Raw genomic sequence first — 20,629 nt, 5'->3', positions numbered from 1 at the left:
GGTGTAATCATGGAACGACAACCACTTGTTTTATTGGTGGATGATGAGGAAGATTTGTGTACGTTGATGCAAATGTCTTTATCACGCATGGGCATCAAGACACATATCGCATATCGGCTTGAACAGGCGAAAAAATGCCTTTCCGACCATCAATATGATGCCTGTCTAACGGATTTAAATTTACCAGATGGTAATGGATTGCAATTGGTAGAATGGATTGGTCAACATCTTCCAGCCTTACCTGTGGCTGTGCTGACTGCATATGGAAATATGGAAATTGCGATTGCGGCATTAAAAGCTGGAGCTTTTGATTTTGTCAGTAAACCCATCAATCAGAAACATTTGGAACAACTCTTACAAAAAGCGTTAAACAAACCGATCGAAAATTTCCAAAACAAAGAAGACAGTCTGGAACAAAAATTATTGATTGGCCAGTCGCTGCCGATTCAGCAATTACGCATTACCTTAAATAAAATTGCCCGCTCTCAGGCGCCTGTATTTATCACCGGTGAATCAGGCACAGGAAAAGAAGTCATTGCCAATCTGGTACATCGACTCAGCAATCGTAATGAAGGCCCTTTTATTGCAATTAACTGTGGCGCTATTCCAACTGACCTGATGGAAAGTGAACTGTTTGGGCATAAAAAAGGCAGCTTTACCGGTGCAATGCAAGACAAACAAGGTTTAATTCAATCTGCGCACGGTGGCAGCCTTTTTCTGGATGAAATAGCTGAACTGCCCTTAAGCATGCAGGTTAAACTGCTGCGTGCCGTACAGGAAAAACGGATTCGTCCCGTTGGTTCAGACAGTGAAGTTGATGTCGATTTCCGGGTGATTAGCGCCAGTCATCAAGACTTGGAAGCATTGGTACAACAAGGCAGATTTCGACAAGATTTATTCTTTCGTATTCACGTGATGGACTTGGTGCTTCCGCCACTGCGTGAACGGGGAGATGATATTATTTTATTGGCACATCATTTTATTCAAAAAATTAGTCAGGAATGGGGCATTCCTCAAAAACAACTGACTGAACGTGCAAAAAACTTTTTACTGGGTCAGTATTACCCGGGCAATGTCCGTGAGCTGCGCAATATTATCGAACGCGCCATCACCCTCAGTGATGAAGATAAAATTGATTTACCCCATTTACAAAGCGCACCGCTACGTTATCCAACCTCCGTACCTTTAGATCATCAGCAAGAAGCACCTCATGCTTTTCATAGTGAAATTTTGGTCTCTGCCAAGAAGCTACCTGATGAAGGTTTAGAGCTTTATCTGGAAAATATTGAAAAAGATATTTTACTCAATGCGCTAAACTTAACCCATTGGAACAGAACGCTGGCAGCAAAAAAACTGGGCATGTCTTTCCGCTCTTTACGTTACCGCTTAAAGAAATTTGGCTTGGATACAGAGGATGAATAAACAGTTATTTACGGTTTAAAATGATTTCTGCAACATGCTCAAGATAGTTTTCTTCTTTCATCTCATGTTGCAGCCGGTATTGCTGATTCGGCTGAATGCCGATTCCTTCAATCATCTGCCCTTTCGGCGTGTAATAATGCGATACCGTCATCTGTAAAGCGGCACCATTGGAAAGCGGAAATAGTTTTTGCACTACCCCTTTACCATAACTCTTCTCACCGACGACCCAGGCGCGGCCATGATCTTTCATTGCTGCAGTAAAGACTTCAGCAGCTGAAGCAGAACGGTTATTGATTAAAATACCCAGCTTTAAATTTTGAAATTCAAAACTTGGTAACGCTTGAAATTGTTGATTGCCTTCAGAACGGCTTTTGGTAGAGACAATCATGCCCTGATTTAAAAATAAATCGGCTGTTTCAACCGCAGCAGACAATAATCCACCTGGATTATTTCTTAAATCAAGCAACACAGCTTTTAGACGTGAAGATGAATGCTCTTCAATTAAACGCTTAATTTCATTGGCAGTATCTTGCTGGAAAACTTTGACTTTGATGACTAAAACCTGATTATGCAAAACACTGGCTTGGATATCGGTTTCTATTTTTTTATTGCGAACCAAAATCATCGGGCTGCTATTTTGTGCCAGTTGCAAAATCAAGGTTGAACCAATCGCGCCATTAAGCAGACTGTTGACCTGATCATGATTGAGTTTTTTCAGTTCTTGATCGTCAATCTTAAATACCATCACGCCATTGCGCAAACCTTGCTTGGTTGAATCGGCATTGTCTTTTAAACCATGAATGACCCACTGATTTAACTGCTGGTCGTAAACCAGCTCAAAATCGACAGAGGCGATATCGCCTTCGGTATATTGTAATAATTGCTTATAATCTTCAGGACTTAAATAGCGAGAATAACGGTCTAGGCCACTGACCAGACCTTTAATTGCTTGTTGAAATAATGCATCGTCATTTTTAGCATCAACATAATTTTCTTTGACGATGCTATAGATTTGAACAAATTGCTGAATCGATTCCACCGGAACTTCAGCATAATTTTGCTCGACTTCCTCATCAAAATCTAAAACAGGTTGGGCGTTCACGGCAGCAAGTGCAGAATGGCTCACACAGATGAATAACGTTGTTAAAGCGACAACCATCTTCCAGCGTTGTAAAGCCATTCTTCCACCTGTTTATCGGGTTAATTTTATGATTTTAAGGTAATCAAATTACGACCTTTCATTTCTTCAGGTACAGGAATTTGCATGAGGCTCAGCAATGTGGGTGCAACATCTGCAAGTACACCGCCTTCAGCAATCGTTGCAGAGGTTGGTCCTACATAAATGAAGGGAACCAGTTCTGTCGTGTGCTGAGTATGTACCTGACCACTGTGATAGTCCTGCATTTGCTCGACATTACCATGGTCAGCGGTAATCAGCATATGGCCTTTTTGCGCCATCACTGCTTCATATACACGGCCCAGGCAGGTATCGACTGCTTCAACGGCTTTCACTGCCGCATCAAAGACACCAGTATGCCCAACCATATCACCATTGGCGAAGTTCACCACTAACAAGTCATATTCACCCGAGTTAATTGCAGCAACCAATTCATCGGTAACTTCATAAGCACTCATTTCAGGCTTTAAATCGTAAGTTGCCACGCTTGGAGATGGAATCAGAATACGTTTTTCACCTGGATATTCATCTTCACGGCCACCACTGAAGAAGAAGGTCACGTGCGCGTATTTTTCAGTTTCAGCAATCCGCAGTTGGGTTTTACCCAAATCAGATAAATATTCGCCAATCGAGTTTTTCAACGCTTCTGGCATATAGGCCACAGGTGCATCAATCGTCGCTTGATAACGAGTAAGCATCACAAATTTAGACAGGTTTGGAATCACTTTACGTTCAAAACCAGCAAAGTCTTTTTCAACAAAAGCTTTGGTAATTTCACGCGCACGGTCAGCACGGAAGTTCATAAACACCACACTGTCGCCATCCTGAATTTTAGCCAGCTCGCCAATACGGGTGGCTTTCACAAACTCATCCGACTCATTTGCCGCATAAGCCTGTTCTAGACCTTCAACGGCTGTTGCTGCGATACGTGCTGCTTCACCTTCAGTTAACAGACGATATGCCTGCTCAACCCGATCCCAACGGTTGTCACGATCCATGGCAAAATAACGGCCGATCATGGTCGCAATACGACCCTGACCTGGATATTGTGCAAAGACTGCATCCAGTTTTTCAAGTGATGGCTGTGCACTTTTTGGTGGCGTATCACGACCATCCAGGAAAGCATGCAGATAAACTTTTGCACCACGTTTCAATGCCAACTCCACCATGGCAACAATTTGGTCTTCATGTGCATGCACCCCACCTTGTGACAGCAAGCCCATAATATGTACGGCGCCCCCGGCTGCTTTAGCCTTTTCGACCGCATCAATCAAGACTTCATGCTCAAAAAAAGCACCTGTACGAATGTCCTTGGTAATGCGGGTGAAATCCTGATATAGCACGCGACCTGCACCGAGGTTCATGTGACCCACTTCAGAGTTGCCCATTTGACCATCCGGCAGACCGACATCTTCGCCCGAACCTGAAATCAAACCATGGGGATGCTTTTGTTGCATAGCAGTTAAATTAGGTCGTTTTGCTGCTAAAAATGCATTGTCTTCGACCGCTTCGCGATGACCCACACCATCCATAATTACCAATACGTGAGGGATTTTGCCTGCAGTTGCATCCGTCATAATGAACACTCTTTTGTTTACAATTTCATCGGGGGTATCTTACCGAATTTTCGGTCAAGACTCTATGTGCAGATCATGACTAAAGCTGATCATGCACATTGTTTTTATCACTCTCTATTCAACAGTTAACGTGCGCGTCGCAGTAGATAACCGCCCACCATAGTCATAAGAATAATCGGTACAAATACGAACCATGCCGGTGAAGGGGTATATACCAAGCTTGCATAGCCCAAGAAATCTTGCAGATAGAAAAACCCCAAGCCAATAAATAAGGCAATCACCAAACGAAAACCCATCGACTGTTGACGCAAAGGACCAAAAATAAACGAACATGCAATCAGTACCAGGGCAATGAGCGCAAATGGCGAACCAACTTTTTGCCAAAATGCCAGCTTATAGGTTTTCGGTATTTGGCTATATTCATGCATGTAACTCATAAAGCTGACCAGTTGACTGGGTGATAAATCTTCAGGATCAATGGTAACCATATGCACATATTTGGGTTGCAAGGCTAAAGCCAAAGGCAGCTGATCATTTTTCACCAAGGTCGAATTCCCTTGCGGCAAAATATCCATTTGTGCAGCACTTTGCAGATTCCAGTTCCCATCTTTAACGAACTGGCCCTGCTCGGCATTTAAAACACCTTTCAAGTGATAATTATCATCAAAATCGATCACTTGTACATGTTTGAGTTGACCTTTTGCATTGGCATAATCAATATAAATAAAACGCTGCCCTTCGCGAGTCCAGTAGCCGCTGACTTCACCCAGTGAATTGGCACTGCGATGATCTTTGACACTTTTAGCTTGCTCATTGGTATATGGAATCACCCATTCACTTAAGACAAAAGATAAAACCACCAAAATGAGTGCAGAGCGAACCACCCAACCGACAATGCGCCATAAGCTAATGCCGACTGAACGCATCACCACCAGTTCACTGTTAGATGCTAAAGTGCCCAAACCAAGCACCGCTCCAATTAATGCAGCAATTGGTAAAATTTCATATAAATAATTGGGTGCACTCCATAACACATATTGCAGTGCCTGCCATGCAGTATAAGTTTCACTCAAGGAACCCAATTCACCCAAATAGGTAAATAAAACCTGCAGAACCGATAAAATAACCGTTGCACCCAGCATGGCCAATGCCGTGGTTTTGGTCACATGTTTGGCAATGATTCGACGTGCTAACATTTTTAAGACCTCACCTGCTGAATTCGTTTCTTGATTTTAGGCGCGAGCTTTTGCTTTCGGGAGAACAAGGCTCCAGCAATGCCATACACGAGCAAGACCAAAGGATATGCCCAAATTCCTAACTCATCTTTACTGACCCGGGTTTTTACGGCCATCATTGCCACAATCAAACTGGCGAAAATTAGCAATGCCGGAAAGAGTTTCAAATAACGCCCTTGACGAGGACTTACTTCTGAAAGTGCAATTGCCAAAATTAAAGCCACAATTACTGAAAATGGCACAAAAATTCGCCAGCCCAACTCACTTGCAACCACGGAATCATCACGATTGCTCCATAGCTTTCCAATAGGTAACGCTTCGACTTCGGCACTTTCAAATTTGGCTTCTGCATCACTTTCTAAACGTAACCGATAGGATTGAAATTCGGCTTGGGTATATTTCGGTTTTCCTGGAAAAATTTCATAACGACGTCCTTCAGATAAATCGACAATACTGGCGGTTTCATTGGCAACTTCAACACGAGTGGCCTCTTTAGCCAGAATCATGATATCCGGTTTACCCGGCTTTTCCGCGCGTTGATAGAAAAACACATCTTTGAGATTACGACGGTCTTCTGAAAGGTCTCCGGCATAAATGGTATAGGGACCGGAAGAAATAAACTCTTTGGGACGGACCAAATCGAAACCGGTTCTGACCGCCTGATTGGTGGTCAGCTCTTCGAACTGACGAATCCCCCAAGGAGACATCCACACCATTAACACGGTTTGCACTACCAGAAAAACCACGGTCAGCGGAATCAGTAACCGGCCCAATTGATGCCTACTGACACCACTGCCGTTAAGTACTGCCATTTCATGGTCGACATACAAACGGCCAAACACCAGCATCAAACCGATAAAAAAGCCGAGGGGAAGAATCAGGGTTAAAAATTCTGGTAGTCGATAACCAATAATACTGAACAAAATACTGACATCTAAACGGCCTTGGGCCGCAACGCCAAAGTACTTGATCAGTCGACCACCCATCATGATCAAGGTAAGCAAGGCAATCACAACCAAGGATGTAGACACCACTTGCTTGACCAGATAACGCCGAATAATCAAATTAATTCTTCCAAAAAAGAGGCTAATAAAAACTAGCGCTAGTTTACCCGAATGGTGAAAATATAAAACCTATACTGTTGTTGCGCATTGAAACTCTATTCATAGAAATGTTTCAATGGTTTAATGGTTTGCAAACTTTCACAGGCATGAATACAGAACATGAAACTGACAATTAATACGTCATTCCAAGAGAATGCATCTAGCCCATATTTGTTGATATTAGTCGATTCTGAGCAGCTTCAAAAGGCAGAGACTGCTTATGAAATCAATGATTTAAATACATTAGTAGAGGCAGCACAATTTAAAGCCAGCCTAGGCGAATTTTTGCCTCTTATCGGAAAAGTGACAGCATGTCGCAATAGTGCGCTCATCGGAATTGATAAGACAGCTGAAATTCAGCCCGCTAAATTAGCAAAAATCGCACAAAGTATTATCAAAGCGTCACAAAAAAAATTCACACAGATCAGCATTGATATTTCTGCCCTAGCACCTGAACATCATTATTTATTTGCTCTGGCTTTAACTCAAGCCAGTTATGCTTTTGATGAATATAAATCGAAGAAAAATGAATTCATCCTTGAAGAAATTCATCTTGTTGCCAGCAATAGCCATTTAAATGCACAACAACTCAATTTGATCCATGCGGTGCAATCGGGTCAAAACCTGGCACGTGATTTAGGTAATCGTCCGGGCAATATCTGTTTCCCTGAATATCTGGCTGAACAGGCGCAAGCATTGGCGGCTGAATATCCTGATCTGTTAAAAGTGACTATTCTTGATGAGCAGCAAATGGCTGACCTTGGCATGGGTGCCTTTCTTGCAGTCAGCAAAGGATCTAACCGTCCAGGACGCATCATTACCATAGAATATCAGGCCAATACAGAACAGGCGCCTGTCGTCCTTGTAGGTAAAGGCGTGACTTTTGATACGGGCGGTATTTCGCTCAAACCTGGCGCAGGTATGGATGAAATGAAGTTTGACATGTGTGGTGCAGCTTCTGTACTCGGTACGATGCGCGCGCTATGTGAATCAAAACTGTCTATTCATGTGGTCGGTGCCATTGCTGCGGCTGAAAATATGCCTTCAGGTCATGCCACCCGTCCGGGTGATATCGTCACGACTATGAGTGGTCAAACGGTAGAGATTTTAAATACCGATGCGGAAGGTCGTTTGGTATTATGCGATACCCTGACCTATATCAAACGTTTCAACCCTGCACTGGTGATTGATATTGCAACCTTAACCGGTGCATGCGTGGTGGCCTTGGGTTCAGTCTTGTCTGGTCTATTTACGCCAGATGATGAACTGGCTGCGGAAATCAGTGCTGCAGGTCAAACCTCATTTGACCGTGTATGGCGCATGCCAGTGCTTGAGGATTATCAGGAACAACTGGATTCTCCATTTGCCGACATTGCCAATATTGGTGGACCGAAAGCCGGCTCTGTAACTGCCGCATGCTTCTTGCAACGCTTCACCCGTGAATACCGCTGGGCACATTTAGATATTGCCGGGACAGCATGGAACTCAGGTACAGCGAAAGGTGCAACCGGTCGCCCTGTTCCATTACTGGTTCAATTCTTGGCGAACCGCGTGCAGTCGAATGGCTAAAGTTAGCTTTTATCTGTTTGAAAAAAGCAATGAACGGCAAGTAGAAAGCACTTGCCGTTTGTGCCGCAAAATTCTCAAGCAACCAGAACATATCTGGTTGTATTGTTCCGACCCAGACTTGCAGCAACAGCTTGATGAACAATTGTGGAGTTTTGATCCCGGCAGTTTTATTCCGCATGGGATTGATCAGGAACTCGCTACAATTTGCATTTCATCTCGACTGCCAGAGCAATCTGACTGGATTGTGTTTAATTTTAACAATCAAGCCATTGAACAGATTGATAAATTTAGTCACATTATAGAAATCATAGAAAATAATGAATCGGCAAAACGACAGGGTCGTGAAAAATTCAAACAATATCGTCGTTTAGGTATTGAACCACGAACTTTCAAGCTTTAGCCGGTCAATTGCAATAAGGAGATACGGGGTGGCATTAAATGTCGGTCAAGATTTTAAACAGCGCTGGTTAAATGTGCCTGAGGCTGTTCGTCAGGTATTTATTGATGACTTGCACCGTGTCTGCAATGTGCTGAAACCTGAAACCAATATTCAAAAATGGCTGGAAAAGGATAAAGAGGCGCAACAACACTCTTTTGAGAGAATTGAACGTGCATACGTAGAGCGTAAGGCACAATTGATTGAAGAAGCACGTATTCGCAAACAGCTTGCGCTAGAAAAATCTCTGGAAAATAAACGTGCTGAACAGGCTGCCTATGCTCAAGCCTTACAGTTAGATGAAGCCAGACAGTTTGCCGAACAAACCCAAACCCTGGCCTTTATTCGTCAAACTTTAGATCATGAAACCCAGGTTTACACAGCGCGTTATCATAAAAATCCTGAAAGCTCGCCACTGAATTATTCTAAAGGCCTGCGGTCGATTCCTGACAATGCCATGCTCTCTGAACTGGAGAGCCTGCGCTTACGTTTAGAGTTAGAAACTGAAACCTTGATTGAACAGGCCATTACGGTATTTCGTGCCAAGTTACATCAAGCCAGTCAGGAAGAAATTGAGTATATTTTAAAGCACTCTAGTCTTTCAGATGAGTCGCCAAAACACTAATTTTCATCGCTGTGGATTAGACTATTTTTTATTTTCATCTGAATGATATGTTTATGTCACACGATCAATATATTTCAAAAATATAATGATTTTAATGCCTAAACATCATCTTATTCAGGAATAAAAAACGGATATCTTAAAGCTAATTTCTATTCAAATTGCCGCACTGAAGGTGGGAGAACAATGACATTTATCTACTCAAAATTGATATTTAAACCAGCCCCATTTTCACTCAGTTTCGGTTTATATGGCCCGAGAAGCGAAACAAGGTCAATTTTCTGTCTATGCCGGTGGCTTTAAGTTCTTGGGTTAAAAATAGCTCTGTTAAGATGACCAAACACTGAAAATAAAATCAAATAGCCCACTTCACTGTACAAGTATTATTTTAATACATCGATAGAATTTTTTGATTCAGCTGAATCAAATCTAAAGCTTTATATTTAAATAACTAAAACCAATCGGTGGCAAGTTCCAGTATATTGCCGGCGCCATAGCCGATCCCCAATAGCAGGCCAATCCAGATGAGCCCACCGATCACATTATAAAACATAAAACTCAACAGATTCATGTGCCCCGCTCCAGCTGCAAAGGGTGCAAATGAACGGACAAAAGGAACAAAGCGTGCAACCAGAATGGTTTTTCCGCCATGTTTACTAAAGTAGTGATTGGTTTTGACAATATATTCAGGTTTCAAAAATCTTGAATGCTGATGGAAAAATTTAAATCCCAAAACTTTGCCGGTATAGTAATTGACGAGATAACCCAATACCGAAGCACTAAAAAGTAACAGTCCCATGTAATTTAAATGGATGACAGCTGTAGTTGAACACAAGGCGCCAATAGCAATCAGCAGGCTGTCACCAGGCAAGAAAAACATAAATACAGAACCAGTTTCTGCAAAAATAATCAGAAACAAAATGGCATAAATCCACGGACCATAGTTGTCCAGTAAAGTCGGCAACCATTGTTCAATATGCATTAAAAAATCAAGCATTTGCACCTACCCACTTGTACTTTATTATTTGCATAAACGTCTAAAAACCATAGCGATAAATAAAAAAAACAGTCTGATTTTTCAACCAGACTGTTTTCTATTCTATGGATTTTTACTTCAAGAAGCCATTTTCTGCCAGAAATGCCATACTTAATGTTGATTGCTCTTTGACTTCAGCGGCTTTATCACCCAGCATTAAACGCTCGATATAGCGTGCTAAAACATCGACTTCCAGATTTACTTTAGCCCCAGTTTTCCATGTGCAAATATTGGTTCTTTCAGCCGTATGGGGAATCAAATTCAGACTGATGATATTGCCGCGTAAGTGGTTAATGGTCAGGCTAATACCATCAACTGTTACCGAACCTTTTTCAGCTAAATATTTTGCAATTTCAACAGGAGCCGTCACTTCATAATAAATTGAACGCGCATCTTCACGGACAGCGGTAATTTCACCGACCGCATCGACGTGACCGCTGACAATATGGCCGCCAAAACGTGTAGTGGGTAACATGGCTTTTTCCACATTCACGCGCTGACCGATTTTCCAGGTGCCTAATGTCGTGCGGTTTAAACTTTCACGTGATACATCGGCTGCGTACCATTTTTCGCCCCACTCAATCACGGTGAGGCAAATCCCGTTGGTGGCAATTGAGTCACCCAAATGAACATCTGACATGTCGAGACTGGTGCCAATACGCAAACGGACATCACCGCCTACGCTTTGTAAACTTTCCACTTTGCCGAGACTTTCAATAATGCCTGTAAACATAATTTGTTCTCTATTTATATCTTTGTTTTACCACAAGGCTAGTTGTGTACTTACACCCGTGGTATCGACACCGCCCAGTTCAGCAAAATGGTACAGCTGGCCTAACAATTGGCGCAGTGGCGGACCAGATTTGGCATGGGTATCGGTAATCACAATAAACTCCAGTACTCGTGCGCGTTCTGACTGGCGTTGCTTGCTGACCCGATAACGCGGCACATCTTGCGTGAGTAAAGTCACACGGCCACGTTTTAGATTCGCTTGTAGTAAATCGCCGGCTTCAATATTACCATCGGTAGAATAGCTGGTCAGAATATAACGTGCATTAATCGTTGCAACCAGTTTCTCATACGCGTCTTTCGCATGCCTGGAGGAATTGTACTGACTTGGACGCTCTTTACGCCATGCCCGATCAATCCCGCTCTTGTAGCCTTTGGTATCTGGAGTGGGTAAATCCGCCTGATCCCACAAGGTTAAAGCATTCAGCACGTGATAGTTGCTACCATAAGCATGCTGGTTATACGGTGGATCAAGATAAGCCACATCCACTTCAAAACTGCTCATTTGATTGGCTAAATGCTGTGCATCGACACACCACATTTCTGCTGCCGGATTTTTCGGTTCGCCAATTTCGCAGAAACGGCTCGGTGTTAGCCAGAGTAAAGATTCTATCCGTTCCAAAGCAGTTTGGGTTTTACCACCCCAGCCATGATGGAAACTTTTAAATACACCTGAAGTATTACTGACGAAACTTGCTGAATACAGCAAGGGTGCGAGCAATGCCGACATCTCGACATCATCAATCGCCCCTTGTGCCTGCCAAGCAGCAATTTGCTGACGAATCGCATCAATACGCATGCCGTTACGGCGTTTGAAGAAAAGACGATCACGAGCCGGATCATAAATTTCATCATTACGCGGACACAGGTTATGCGTGACCCAACCTTTGACTTCCGGTAAACGGTTAAGGTAATCAATGGCTTTTTGATAACCACCCAGCTCTTTGAATGCCGGCGCTTCTGTGCAGGATAAAATCGCACTATTTAAAGCATGGCTATAAGGTTCCCAGTCATTGGCAATCACCCGATAACCATTTTGACGCGCCAGACGTGAAACCACGCCAGAGCCTGCAAAAAAGTCAGCAAAAATCGGGGCACGACCATTTTTTTTGCTATTTAAGGTTCCCGTACTCTCAAGTGCTTCCAAAATCAGATGAAGTAAACGACGCTTGTTGCCTAAATACGGAACAAGCTGATTGAAAAGATATTCGTCTGTGGTACGTGCTGAATGACGACGTTTATGATAAACCGAAGACTCTGAATTCATACTGTCTCTTGAGAAGGGATTAACCTTAAGCGCAGATCATCCCCCAATTGGGTGACTTCCATGAGCTTAAATCGAAGTTGCTCTGCCATACGGCTAAATTCCGCACTAAACATTGCACGTGCTGTTTGACCTAAAAATGTCGGTGCAACATAGCTGATCATTTCATCGACTAGCTGCTGTTGTAAAAAGGCAGTTGATAATGTTGATCCTGCTTCCACCAGCACATCGTAAATTTGATGCTGTGTAGATAGGGTGTATAGCAAGTCTTTTAAAGGCTGTACGCTAAATTGTAGCACGCCCAAATCAGCCAGCTCATGACGAAAAGGTCCCATGACCATGACTGTATCGGGTTGCTGCAGTATTTTTGCGTTGAGGGGTAAACGGCCCTGACGATCTAAAACCAGACGTTTGGGCTGAACAATGGTGGTGATATCTTCAATGCCAGTGAGCTGCCGCACATCCAGCTTGCAATCATCTGCCAGTACCGTTTCAATCCCGGTAATGACCACACCGGAAATCGCACGCCAATGCTGTACATCTTGACGGGCTTCAGGTCCGGTAATCCATTTGGATTCCCCTGATGCCATTGCCGTACGGCCATCAAGGCTTGAGGCAATTTTTAAACGTACATAGGGCATGCCAGTTGCCATGGCTTTAAGAAAGCCAAGATTAAGTTTTTCTGCGTCTGGTTGGCAAATGCCGACTTCAACGTCAATGCCAGCATCTTTTAGGATTTGTACGCCCTTGCCTGCCACCAATGGATTCGGATCGGGACAAGCAATAATGACCTTATCCACCCCTGCTTCTACCAGACCTTTGGCACAAGGTGGCGTACGACCATAATGCGCACAAGGTTCTAAAGTCACATAAGCATTTGCACCACGTGCCTGTTCAGCTGCCTGACGCAGGGCAAAAACTTCCGCATGCGGTTGTCCTGCTTTGGGATGAAAGCCTTCACCGACCAGTTGACCATCCTTAACAATGACACAGCCGACATTGGGATTGGGTTTGGTGGAGTATTGTCCAAGTCGCGCTAATTCAATTGCACGTTGCATCCACACCTGATCTTGGTGAATGGGGTCTTGGCTTAACTGAGACATCTTGAAACTCTTTTAGTGTTCACGGTGTTGCATTTGTTCAATTTGACGACGAAATGCCTCTACATCCTGAAAATCTTGATATACCGAAGCAAAACGTACATAAGCCACATGATCGAGCGCAAACAAGGATTGCATGACAATTTCACCAATCATGCGGGATTTCACATCACGTTCACCCAAGCGACGAATTTGTAATTGGATATCGCTCAGGACGGTTTCGATCTGTTCTTGGGTGACCGGTCTTTTTTGCAAAGCATGCATCAATGAACGACGCATTTTCGCTTCATCAAAAGGTTCACTCTTGCCATCAGATTTAATTACCCGAGGCATCACCACTTCATAGGTTTCAAAGGTGGTAAATCGTTCTCCGCAACTGATACATTCACGACGTCGACGAATTTGACAGCCTTCAGCAGCCAAACGCGAATCGATAACTTTACTATCTGCGGCGTTGCAAAACGGACAATGCATAGCGGTTTAATTGAACAAATCAAATCGGATTTAGAGTGTAGCAAAAATTCAGTCCTTTGTAGAGACTTACGCAAGATATGGAAAAAAAACAGCCCTTACGGGCTGTTTTACACAATATATTGATTATCGATTTTTTTATTATTCGACACGTTCGCCATGTTGACTTAAGTCTAGACCCATACGTTCGTCATCTGCTTCAACACGAATGCCAATCGCCAGATCAATCAGTTTAAGGATGATGAAAGTCAGTACGGCAGAGTAAGCTATCGTTGCAAGTACACCTTCAATTTGTACCCATAATTGATGCATCATATCTGTAGGGACTTTATCACCCATGATAAATTCACTTGCAAACACGGCAGTCAGGATTGCACCGACAATACCGCCCACACCATGCAGACCAAACGCATCTAAAGAGTCATCGGCTTTCAGCGCACGTTTAAGCGCAGTAATACCCCAGAAGCACACGACACCGCCAATTAGACCCATTGCCATTGCACCGCCTACAGTCACGAAACCAGCTGCAGGGGTAATCACGACTAGACCAGCAACCGCACCAGATGCACCACCCAGTACAGAGGCTTTACCACGAACCACTTTTTCAGTAATTAACCATGCAATTGCTGCGGCTGCCGCTGCAACTTGAGTCACAACTAATGCATAACCTGCAGAACCGTTGGCACCGAGTGCAGAACCACCGTTGAAACCGAACCAGCCTACCCAGATCAAGCTGGCACCAATCACGGTTAAAGCCAGGTTATGTGGCGCCATTGATTCACGGCCCAAGCCCATACGTTTGCCAAGCATGTATGCAGCAACCAGACCTGCTACACCGGAGTTAATGTGAACGACCGTACCGCCGGCAAAATCCAGTGCCCCGTCGTTACCTAACCAGCCACCACCCCACACCCAGTGGGTAATGGGTGCGTAAACCACAATACTCCAAATGGTAATGAAGGCAACGAAAGCGCTGAATTTCATACGTTCTGCAATCGAACCGGTAATGATGGCTACGGTAATGATGGCAAAAGTCATTTGGAAAATAACAAACAGAATTTCAGGAATTGTTCCGGTTAAAGCATCGGTGGTAATACCGGATAACATGATTTTATCTAGGTTACCAATAAACGCATTACCTTCTCCAAATGCCAATGTATAACCGATCACCACCCAGGTAATACTGACGATTGCCGCCGCAACAAAGCTATGTGCCATTGTGCCGAGGACATTTTTCTTACGAACCATACCACCGTAGAACAGTGCCAGACCTGGAATGGTCATCAGCAAAACCAATGCTGTAGAGGCTAAAATCCATGCAGTATCACCTGTATCTAATTTTACTTCTTCTTCGACAGGTGCTGCTATTACTTCAGCTGGAGCAGGCGCCACAGCCAATTCAGAATTTGTTAATGAGGTATCAACAGTCTCAACCACTGTGACATCTTCAGAAGCAGCGGATGCTGTTACGGGTTCTTCAGCCCATGCAACAGAACCACCTAAGAGTGCGCCAGACAAACTCAGCGCGATGAGCATTTTTTTCATTCGTATCCCCCAACCTAGTATTTTTTGAGTTATTAGGTACTCAGCAAACTTCGTGCCAAATTAGACAGCGTCTGCACCTGTTTCACCGGTACGAATACGGATGACTTGTTCTAAATTAGTCACGAAAATTTTCCCGTCACCAATTTTCCCTGTACTTGCAACACGCGTAATTGACTCAATAACTGAATCAACCATGTCATCGCTAATTGCGATTTCAATTTTTACTTTAGGCAAGAAATCAACGACATATTCAGCGCCACGATAAAGTTCAGTATGACCTTTTTGACGACCAAAGCCTTTGACTTCAGTTACGGTGATCCCTTGAACACCAATTTCAGAGAGTGCTTCACGCACATCATCTAATTTAAAGGGTTTTACAATTGCAGTTACGAGCTTCATGTTTGTTTTCCTTCGGCTTCTTTCACCAGTAAGGTTTTATGTTCAAATTTCGTGCCAAAACTTCTAAGGTTGGGGGAAAATAGATACTTTCGGCACGAGTTTTCTTTATAACCTATTTTATACTTTTAAACGTAGTCCGATCTTTAAAAAAGAGACATTTTTACTATAAAATTTACGATTTTACTCATTGAACAAAACTATATCGGATCGATGGGGGCTATGGGACCGGTATGAGCAATGCTACACTGCTTGTACTTTTGCACCTTTAGGGAATCAGCAATGATCGAAACTTTATTACAAGCAATCATGGAACAAATGGACCAGCCCAAAAAAGATATTGAACACAATTTACGTGCCTTACTTAATGAAGCGGTTTCCAAGATGGATCTGGTTTCAAAAGATGAAATTGAACGTCAGCGTACTGCGCTCAAAAATGCCAACTTACGCTTAAATGAACTGCTTAAACATGTTGAAGCATTAGAAACTAAAATTAAAAATAATAAATAAGCACTTTTTTGGTGCATTAAAAGACACAAACGATTAAAAATAAAGCACTATAACGGAACAATAATAATGTCTTTTGCTAAAATTTACACTCGCGGTCTGCTTGGACTTCATGCACCTTTAATTGAGGTGGAAGTTCATGTCAGTCAGGGTCTACCTTCTTTAACCATTGTCGGGCTACCTGAAGCGGCAGTTCGTGAAAGTAAAGACCGTGTCCGCTCAGCCATTATCAACAGTGGCTTTCAATTTCCAACCAAACGTCTGACCATCAATCTGGCGCCGGCAGACTTGCCCAAAGATGGCTCACGGCTCGATTTACCGATTGCTTTAGGGATCCTCATCGCATCTGGGCAAATACCTGAAAATATTACAGATAATTTAGAGTTTATCGGTGAACTGGCGTTGGATGGGCAACTTCGCCCCATCACCGGGATTTTGAGTATTGCCATTGCCTGCCAGCAGTTAGGACATCAACTGATCTTGCCAGAACAAAATGCCGAGCAAGCCTCTCAACTGCCTCATTTTGAAGTTTTTGCAGCCAAGCATTTAAAAGATGTCTGTGATCATCTTTCTAATCAGCAGCCTATCCAGCAATATCAAGCCAGTCACTCTGCAGCACCAGATCAGTACAAATTTGATTTAGCCGATGTCAAAGGTCAGCTGCGTCCACGACGCGCTTTGGAAATTGCCGCAGCAGGCGGACATTCTTTATTGTTTAAAGGTCCACCCGGTACAGGAAAAACCCTGCTAGCATCACGGCTTGCCAGTATTTTACCGCCTTTAGATAGTCAGGAAAATCTGGAAGTTGCCAGTATTTATTCGGTTTCCAATACCTCACACCCCTTTGGACAGCGTCCTTTTCGGGCACCGCATCATACTGCTTCAGCGATCGCTTTAGTCGGGGGTGGTTCACACCCCAAACCCGGTGAAATTACTTTGGCGCATTTAGGGGTTTTATTTTTAGATGAGCTGCCTGAATTTGACCGCAAAGTATTGGAAGTTTTAAGACAACCTCTCGAATCTAAAGAAATTGTGATTTCTCGCGCTTCACGACAAATCACTTTCCCCGCCAACTTTCAGCTGATTGCCGCAATGAACCCCTGCCCTTGTGGCTATGCTTTTAATCAGGATATTCGTTGCCAATGTTCCGCAGATGCAATCAAGCGTTATCAGAACCGGATTTCAGGTCCACTACTCGATCGTATTGATTTGCACCTGGATGTGCCGCCATTACAAGCGCATGAATTGCAAGATACAGCACCGGTCGAAAGTTCACAGACTGTGCGTGAGCGCGTGATTCAAGCCTATAACTTGCAAATCCAACGACAGCAATGTCTGAATCACGCTTTAAGCCCCAAACAGCTGGAGCAATTTGCCCCTTTAGATATGCAAGCACAGAAAATCATGGAAATGGCACAGCAGCGCTTAAACTTGTCTGCACGTGCCTATCATCGGGTGTTACGTGTGGCACGCAGTATTGCGGATTTATCCCAACATTCGGAAATTCAAAGCCAGCATTTAACTGAAGCTTTGTCTTATCGAGCACAACAGGGCTGATTCAGCGATGCAATACTTGCTGATCCATGGTGACAATATTGCTGATCCTGCTGCGATTTCATATGTCATTGAACATGCAGTTAAAGACCAGCAATATTCCAGTCATACCGAACCATTAATTGTGAATGTTTTGAGATAGGCGGATGCACGGATTCTTTCTTTGGTCAGTGTTTTAAATCCTCAAATTTTAGGAAATATTGGCATTTCGCCTATCCGAATTTCTTCAGCTATAGATGATTGGTATGCTTGGGGACCTTACCTGAATGATCACAGCATGGTATAGGCTCAGCACTTATCCAATGAGCTTTAGATCAATTAAAAACGATTGGTGCAAAAGGCTGGGTAGTTCTAGGTGATCCAAATTTTTATGCTGTATTTGGTTTTAAAGCAGTGTCTGAACTCATTTTAGAAAATGTACCTGCTGAATATTTTCGGGCTTTATCCTTTGATGGAAAATTTTCAAAAAGTACAGTAACCGATCATGATGCTTTTAATGTGACTTCATAACATTGTCTCAAAATAAAAAGGTGGCTTGTAAGGCCGCCTTTTTATTAAAAAAATTTGAATTAGAATTCGTATTTCAAGCCCAATACAGCTTTATTTTTCAAATCTGTCTCGTCACGTAATTTTCCACCAATAATATAGTCCATGCTTACGCTTGCACCAGTCTCACCCAATGGATGGCTCAGGCCAACGGTCAAATGACGGAAATTAAAATCTTCTTTAGTATCTAAAGTTATGCCCTCATAATCACCGCTATCAGAATAATAATAGACACCTAAAGAAGTATTTAAAGTGAATTCCTTTGGCAAACCGTAGCTATAACTCGCTAGAAAATAAGTATCTCCTGCATTTCCCCAAGTAACATCACCAGTTAGAGTTTGAGCAGTAAGACCAAAATCCTTATAGCTTAGACCGACCAAGGTTTCAAATACATTTGCATCATCAGATGGATAATAAACATAATAGGTTCCACCCAGGGTGAAACCTAAATCTTCAGTGATCGTGCCATTAAAACCTGCATAAAAATCATGTTCAAAACTTTTATCAGTTTCGGTAGGGATTTCAGCGTTATAACCTAAGGTTGACCCCCAATATCCTGCATAAAAACCTGAAGAATGGCTATAATCCAAGCCCCCTTGAACTGCAGCATTGTCATTTTCTAAACTTGCTGTATTACCACGTAATATGTATTGAGATACCACTCCAATATTACCTGTAATGGTATGTTCTGATGCAGGTACCTCTGCTGCAAAAGTGAAGGTAGATGCTGCGCCTAATACAGCCAGAGATAATGCTTTTAAAGTTAATTTCATTGCTTGGTTCCCCCACATCGTACTACGACGGTTTTTTTGGTTATTTCGATAAACTCAATGAGGTAATAGCAATTGCTATGCCAATACAAAAATCAAACATCTAAAAGCCATTAATATTCACAATAAAAATTTAATTATTTCATTGCTTTTATTACATTTTATATAATTAAAATAAATTTATCTAAAATACAGTTTATTCGATGTTATGGCGAGTTTGTGCCGCATTAAAACTCAGTTCAGCTTTAGAGCAAGATTTATATTTACTTACATCATGCCTCATTTTAAGGCTATTTTTTAATCATTTTATTTTATTGTGCGTAAAAAAAGTGCACAAATTTAAAGTAATTTATGCACTTTTAAACATTCTTATAGTTTTGAGGCTTAAAAACTAAAATTTAAACCGAATACCACCTGATCATCAAAATCTGTATCGAAGCGATCCTTACCGCCCACCACATAATCTAAAGATGCTGTCGTATTCGTATTTGCAATCTCTTTACTCACACCCATACGTGCTTCATTAAAAGCAACATCATTTTTAGTTTCAATCATGCTGTCATCACGGCTGCTGTTATAGATCGATGCACCCACTGATGTATTCAACATAAAATTTTGCGGCAAAGCATAACTATACGCGGCACTTAAATACATATCTCCGGCATTAGCGAAAGAAGCATCCGTGAGCATTATAGATGCACCTAGGGTTAAGTCCTTATAAGCCAATTCACCTAATACATCGAAGGCTGTGGTTTTACGTGTATCGCCATTATCCGCATAAACAGTTCCGCCATTTTGGTAGTAATAAGCAGTTCCTTGAACTCTATAGCGCCAGTCTTGATTAATTTCATTACCATACGCCAGATAAAAATCATGTTCAAAACCCTGATCTTTATTCTCATCAGTCAGGTCATAATCGAGTGTTGAACCCCAGTATCCGAGGCTAACACCATTTTTAAATGCATAATCAAGACCTGCCTGTAGCGTAACATCATTATTTTCCACACCACCACGGTAAATATATTTGCTCACCACAGCCAGATTCCCTGTTAATTCTCCCGCTGCCGATGAAGTTGTATTTTCTTCTGCAAATGCAGGCACTGCGCTCATAGAAAACAATAAAAATAACGCAATTTTTGATGAAGTTAGCTGCATTTCTACCTCTTAGAGAATCCGATTAAGAATTCTTTTCGATGACAAATTTAACAGCGGATTCTAAAGCCTTTTTTATAATCTTTGTTCAAATTTATAAGATAAAATTATTCTGCTTTTAAGCGAGTTTTAGGTAAGTAGCACCACTTCACAGGGAAGCGAAGTATATTTTCACCTTATGAAATTACATAATATTTGTATTAAATATCAGAATGGGCTAAAAATTTAGAAAAATGGTTCATATTGGATAAGAATACGTAATCAAACCTGTTAAACTCTATTTATAATTCTTATTAGACCAAAGTATTAATAGATAAAATCCGATAAAACAAAAACAAAAATCAGGACCGTTGATTCA

At 42.4% G+C, this 20,629-nt stretch carries 20 protein-coding genes; 7 read left to right on the top strand and 13 right to left on the bottom strand.

Translation table 11 applies throughout. From position 1 onward, the window contains the following. The first annotated feature begins 6 nt into the window (after positions 1–6). Positions 7–1,422 (top strand): sigma-54-dependent transcriptional regulator, encoded by a 1,416-nt coding sequence (locus tag ACKI4H_RS00525; protein ID WP_407303221.1) that lies wholly within the window; start codon positions 7–9, stop codon positions 1,420–1,422. 4 nt (positions 1,423–1,426) lie between these two features. Here the strand turns inward: ACKI4H_RS00525 and ACKI4H_RS00520 are convergent, their stop codons facing one another. The 4 genes from ACKI4H_RS00520 to lptF all read right to left on the bottom strand — a co-directional run bounded on the left by ACKI4H_RS00520 (position 1,427) and on the right by lptF (position 6,475). Further along, positions 1,427–2,602 (bottom strand): S41 family peptidase, encoded by a 1,176-nt coding sequence (locus tag ACKI4H_RS00520; RefSeq protein WP_407303160.1) that lies wholly within the window; start codon positions 2,600–2,602, stop codon positions 1,427–1,429. Between the two features lie 26 nt (positions 2,603–2,628). Next, complete coding sequence (gene gpmI, locus ACKI4H_RS00515; RefSeq protein ID WP_407303159.1) at positions 2,629–4,176, bottom strand: 2,3-bisphosphoglycerate-independent phosphoglycerate mutase; 1,548 nt, start codon at positions 4,174–4,176, stop codon at positions 2,629–2,631. A 125-nt stretch (positions 4,177–4,301) separates the two neighbouring features. Further along, positions 4,302–5,372, bottom strand: coding sequence for an LPS export ABC transporter permease LptG (gene lptG / locus ACKI4H_RS00510; protein WP_407303157.1), 1,071 nt, complete (start codon positions 5,370–5,372; stop codon positions 4,302–4,304). Between the two features lie 2 nt (positions 5,373–5,374). Continuing rightward, positions 5,375–6,475 carry an LPS export ABC transporter permease LptF gene (lptF, locus tag ACKI4H_RS00505; RefSeq protein ID WP_407303155.1) on the bottom strand — a complete coding sequence of 367 codons (1,101 nt, stop codon included), beginning with the start codon at positions 6,473–6,475 and terminating at the stop codon, positions 5,375–5,377. Between the two features lie 159 nt (positions 6,476–6,634). On the opposite strand from lptF, the gene ACKI4H_RS00500 reads away from it, so the two are divergent. From ACKI4H_RS00500 to ACKI4H_RS00490, 3 genes are read left to right on the top strand one after another with little or no spacing between them, the layout of a single operon-like run. Beyond that, entirely contained in the window at positions 6,635–8,083 is a 1,449-nt protein-coding gene (locus tag ACKI4H_RS00500) for a leucyl aminopeptidase (protein WP_407303153.1), read from the top strand. Next, positions 8,076–8,483 carry a DNA polymerase III subunit chi gene (locus ACKI4H_RS00495; RefSeq protein WP_407303152.1) on the top strand — a complete coding sequence of 136 codons (408 nt, stop codon included), beginning with the start codon at positions 8,076–8,078 and terminating at the stop codon, positions 8,481–8,483. Before ACKI4H_RS00500 ends, ACKI4H_RS00495 begins: the two co-directional genes overlap by 8 nt. A 28-nt stretch (positions 8,484–8,511) precedes the next feature. Continuing rightward, positions 8,512–9,144 carry a hypothetical protein gene (locus tag ACKI4H_RS00490; protein WP_407303151.1) on the top strand — a complete coding sequence of 211 codons (633 nt, stop codon included), beginning with the start codon at positions 8,512–8,514 and terminating at the stop codon, positions 9,142–9,144. Positions 9,145–9,592: 448 nt separating this feature from the next. Here the strand turns inward: ACKI4H_RS00490 and ACKI4H_RS00485 are convergent, their stop codons facing one another. From ACKI4H_RS00485 to glnK, 7 genes are all read right to left on the bottom strand, one after another. Further along, positions 9,593–10,138, bottom strand: a complete 546-nt coding sequence (locus tag ACKI4H_RS00485; RefSeq protein ID WP_407303150.1) for a VTT domain-containing protein — start codon at positions 10,136–10,138, stop codon at positions 9,593–9,595. A 112-nt stretch (positions 10,139–10,250) separates the two neighbouring features. Continuing rightward, positions 10,251–10,910: a riboflavin synthase gene (locus ACKI4H_RS00480; protein WP_407303149.1), complete on the bottom strand. Its 660-nt coding sequence runs from the start codon at positions 10,908–10,910 to the stop codon at positions 10,251–10,253. 27 nt (positions 10,911–10,937) lie between these two features. After that, positions 10,938–12,233 carry a DNA adenine methylase gene (locus ACKI4H_RS00475; protein WP_407303148.1) on the bottom strand — a complete coding sequence of 432 codons (1,296 nt, stop codon included), beginning with the start codon at positions 12,231–12,233 and terminating at the stop codon, positions 10,938–10,940. Next, a complete protein-coding gene (ribD, locus tag ACKI4H_RS00470; protein ID WP_407303147.1) occupies positions 12,230–13,333 on the bottom strand; it encodes a bifunctional diaminohydroxyphosphoribosylaminopyrimidine deaminase/5-amino-6-(5-phosphoribosylamino)uracil reductase RibD in 1,104 nt (367 codons plus the stop codon). The genes ACKI4H_RS00475 and ribD overlap by 4 nt, the downstream gene beginning before the upstream one ends. Before the next feature lie 12 nt (positions 13,334–13,345). After that, positions 13,346–13,804 carry a transcriptional regulator NrdR gene (nrdR, locus tag ACKI4H_RS00465; protein WP_067722460.1) on the bottom strand — a complete coding sequence of 153 codons (459 nt, stop codon included), beginning with the start codon at positions 13,802–13,804 and terminating at the stop codon, positions 13,346–13,348. Between the two features lie 138 nt (positions 13,805–13,942). Beyond that, positions 13,943–15,346, bottom strand: a complete 1,404-nt coding sequence (locus ACKI4H_RS00460) for an ammonium transporter (protein WP_407303146.1) — start codon at positions 15,344–15,346, stop codon at positions 13,943–13,945. A gap of 60 nt (positions 15,347–15,406) precedes the next feature. Then, entirely contained in the window at positions 15,407–15,745 is a 339-nt protein-coding gene (gene glnK, locus ACKI4H_RS00455) for a P-II family nitrogen regulator (RefSeq protein WP_005094485.1), read from the bottom strand. A 279-nt stretch (positions 15,746–16,024) separates the two neighbouring features. Here glnK and ACKI4H_RS00450 point away from each other — a divergent pair, with 279 nt between their 5' ends. The 3 genes from ACKI4H_RS00450 to ACKI4H_RS00440 all read left to right on the top strand — a co-directional run bounded on the left by ACKI4H_RS00450 (position 16,025) and on the right by ACKI4H_RS00440 (position 17,945). Beyond that, positions 16,025–16,252 carry an accessory factor UbiK family protein gene (locus tag ACKI4H_RS00450; RefSeq protein ID WP_407303144.1) on the top strand — a complete coding sequence of 76 codons (228 nt, stop codon included), beginning with the start codon at positions 16,025–16,027 and terminating at the stop codon, positions 16,250–16,252. Between the two features lie 66 nt (positions 16,253–16,318). After that, positions 16,319–17,806 (top strand): YifB family Mg chelatase-like AAA ATPase, encoded by a 1,488-nt coding sequence (locus ACKI4H_RS00445; RefSeq protein ID WP_407303143.1) that lies wholly within the window; start codon positions 16,319–16,321, stop codon positions 17,804–17,806. Between the two features lie 7 nt (positions 17,807–17,813). After that, positions 17,814–17,945 (top strand): hypothetical protein, encoded by a 132-nt coding sequence (locus tag ACKI4H_RS00440; protein ID WP_407303140.1) that lies wholly within the window; start codon positions 17,814–17,816, stop codon positions 17,943–17,945. A 427-nt stretch (positions 17,946–18,372) separates the two neighbouring features. On the opposite strand, the gene ACKI4H_RS00435 is transcribed toward ACKI4H_RS00440, so the two are convergent. Together ACKI4H_RS00435 and ACKI4H_RS00430 are read right to left on the bottom strand one after the other, a co-directional pair. Further along, positions 18,373–19,122: a TorF family putative porin gene (locus ACKI4H_RS00435; RefSeq protein ID WP_407303138.1), complete on the bottom strand. Its 750-nt coding sequence runs from the start codon at positions 19,120–19,122 to the stop codon at positions 18,373–18,375. A gap of 381 nt (positions 19,123–19,503) precedes the next feature. Then, entirely contained in the window at positions 19,504–20,274 is a 771-nt protein-coding gene (locus tag ACKI4H_RS00430; protein WP_407303136.1) for a TorF family putative porin, read from the bottom strand. Positions 20,275–20,629 lie beyond the last annotated feature (355 nt).

Origin of the sequence: Acinetobacter sp. (genome assembly GCF_045628685.1) — a bacterium.
In the GTDB taxonomy this organism is placed as follows: Bacteria; Pseudomonadota; Gammaproteobacteria; order Pseudomonadales; family Moraxellaceae; genus Acinetobacter.
Note: the sequence above shows the minus strand (reverse complement) of the source record. Positions and strands in the feature narration are given on the sequence as shown.

Excerpts from the sequence above, each read along its gene's own strand:
- ribD (WP_407303147.1), bottom strand. The coding sequence starts at position 13,333 with ATGTCTCAGTTAAGCCAAGACCCCATTCACCAAGATCAGGTGTGGATG.
- ACKI4H_RS00435 (WP_407303138.1), bottom strand. The coding sequence starts at position 19,122 with ATGAAATTAACTTTAAAAGCATTATCTCTGGCTGTATTAGGCGCAGCA.
- ACKI4H_RS00430 (WP_407303136.1), bottom strand. The coding sequence starts at position 20,274 with ATGCAGCTAACTTCATCAAAAATTGCGTTATTTTTATTGTTTTCTATG.
- ACKI4H_RS00445 (WP_407303143.1), top strand. The coding sequence starts at position 16,319 with ATGTCTTTTGCTAAAATTTACACTCGCGGTCTGCTTGGACTTCATGCA.
- ACKI4H_RS00520 (WP_407303160.1), bottom strand. The coding sequence starts at position 2,602 with ATGGCTTTACAACGCTGGAAGATGGTTGTCGCTTTAACAACGTTATTC.
- ACKI4H_RS00500 (WP_407303153.1), top strand. The coding sequence starts at position 6,635 with ATGAAACTGACAATTAATACGTCATTCCAAGAGAATGCATCTAGCCCA.
- ACKI4H_RS00460 (WP_407303146.1), bottom strand. The coding sequence starts at position 15,346 with ATGAAAAAAATGCTCATCGCGCTGAGTTTGTCTGGCGCACTCTTAGGT.
- ACKI4H_RS00495 (WP_407303152.1), top strand. The coding sequence starts at position 8,076 with ATGGCTAAAGTTAGCTTTTATCTGTTTGAAAAAAGCAATGAACGGCAA.
- lptG (WP_407303157.1), bottom strand. The coding sequence starts at position 5,372 with ATGTTAGCACGTCGAATCATTGCCAAACATGTGACCAAAACCACGGCA.
- ACKI4H_RS00475 (WP_407303148.1), bottom strand. The coding sequence starts at position 12,233 with ATGAATTCAGAGTCTTCGGTTTATCATAAACGTCGTCATTCAGCACGT.
- nrdR (WP_067722460.1), bottom strand. The coding sequence starts at position 13,804 with ATGCATTGTCCGTTTTGCAACGCCGCAGATAGTAAAGTTATCGATTCG.
- glnK (WP_005094485.1), bottom strand. The coding sequence starts at position 15,745 with ATGAAGCTCGTAACTGCAATTGTAAAACCCTTTAAATTAGATGATGTG.
- ACKI4H_RS00480 (WP_407303149.1), bottom strand. The coding sequence starts at position 10,910 with ATGTTTACAGGCATTATTGAAAGTCTCGGCAAAGTGGAAAGTTTACAA.
- ACKI4H_RS00440 (WP_407303140.1), top strand. The coding sequence starts at position 17,814 with ATGCAATACTTGCTGATCCATGGTGACAATATTGCTGATCCTGCTGCG.
- gpmI (WP_407303159.1), bottom strand. The coding sequence starts at position 4,176 with ATGACGGATGCAACTGCAGGCAAAATCCCTCACGTATTGGTAATTATG.
- ACKI4H_RS00450 (WP_407303144.1), top strand. The coding sequence starts at position 16,025 with ATGATCGAAACTTTATTACAAGCAATCATGGAACAAATGGACCAGCCC.
- ACKI4H_RS00485 (WP_407303150.1), bottom strand. The coding sequence starts at position 10,138 with ATGCTTGATTTTTTAATGCATATTGAACAATGGTTGCCGACTTTACTG.